Below are 936 nucleotides of genomic sequence, written 5' to 3' on the forward strand. Positions count from 1 at the left end.
GTGCTGACCGGTCATTTCAAGGTGAATACCACCTGCATGAGTGCCTTCTGCTTCATGCGCTTGGAAGAACTGTTTAATTTCTTTCAAAATTGAATCGAAGTTACGGGTTTTGTAGCCGCTAGACGCCGAGAACGTGTTGCCATGCATCGGGTCAGAACTCCACACAACATGTCTGCCTTCCGCTTTTACTTTGCGAAGCAATCGCGGCAGATTGTCTGCTAAGTTATCAGCACCCATGCGAGTAATAAGCGTTAAACGTCCAGGATCATTTAGCGGGTTAAGCGCATCAATTAAACGAATAAGCTCGTCTTCCTGCATGCTTGGTCCAACTTTCACACCAATTGGATTGTGAATACCACGGAAAAACTCCACGTGAGCATGATCAAGCTGACGAGTTCGCTCGCCAATCCACACCATGTGAGCCGAACAGTCGTAAGGCTTACCGGTAAGCGTGTCGACGCGCGTAAGTGCCTGCTCGTAGTTCAACAGCAATGCTTCGTGCGACGTAAACAGCGAGGTTTCATGCAGCGTAGAACTGGTTTGGGCATTGATGCCAATAACATCCATAAACTCAAGGGTGTCTTGAATACGGGTAGCCATATCCGAATAACGCTCTTTAAGCGGGTTGTTTTCAACAAACGCCATATTCCAGCGGTTTACTTCGTGAAGGTCGGCCAAACCACCTTGCGCGAACGCGCGAAGTAAATTCAACGTTGAAGCACTGCGGTGATACGCTTCTAGCAAACGGTCAGGGTCTGGTCGACGGGCCGCTTCAGTAAACTCAAAGTTATTGATGATATCCCCGCGATAGCTTGGCAAGGTCACGTCACCACGGGTTTCAAAATCTGATGAACGCGGCTTGGCGTACTGGCCTGCCATGCGTGCAACCTTGGTCACTGGGCAGCGACCAGCAAAGGTAAGCACAATCGCCATTTG

General features: G+C 49.6%; 1 protein-coding gene. It reads right to left on the reverse strand.

The window, feature by feature from the left end; translation table 11 throughout:
• A partial coding sequence (locus tag KL866_RS10795; protein ID WP_251139981.1) for a 3-deoxy-7-phosphoheptulonate synthase occupies positions 1–936 on the reverse strand: 936 nt, incomplete at both ends.

It is taken from the genome of Alteromonas sp. ALT199, assembly GCF_018619335.1.
GTDB lineage: Bacteria > Pseudomonadota > Gammaproteobacteria > Enterobacterales > Alteromonadaceae > Alteromonas.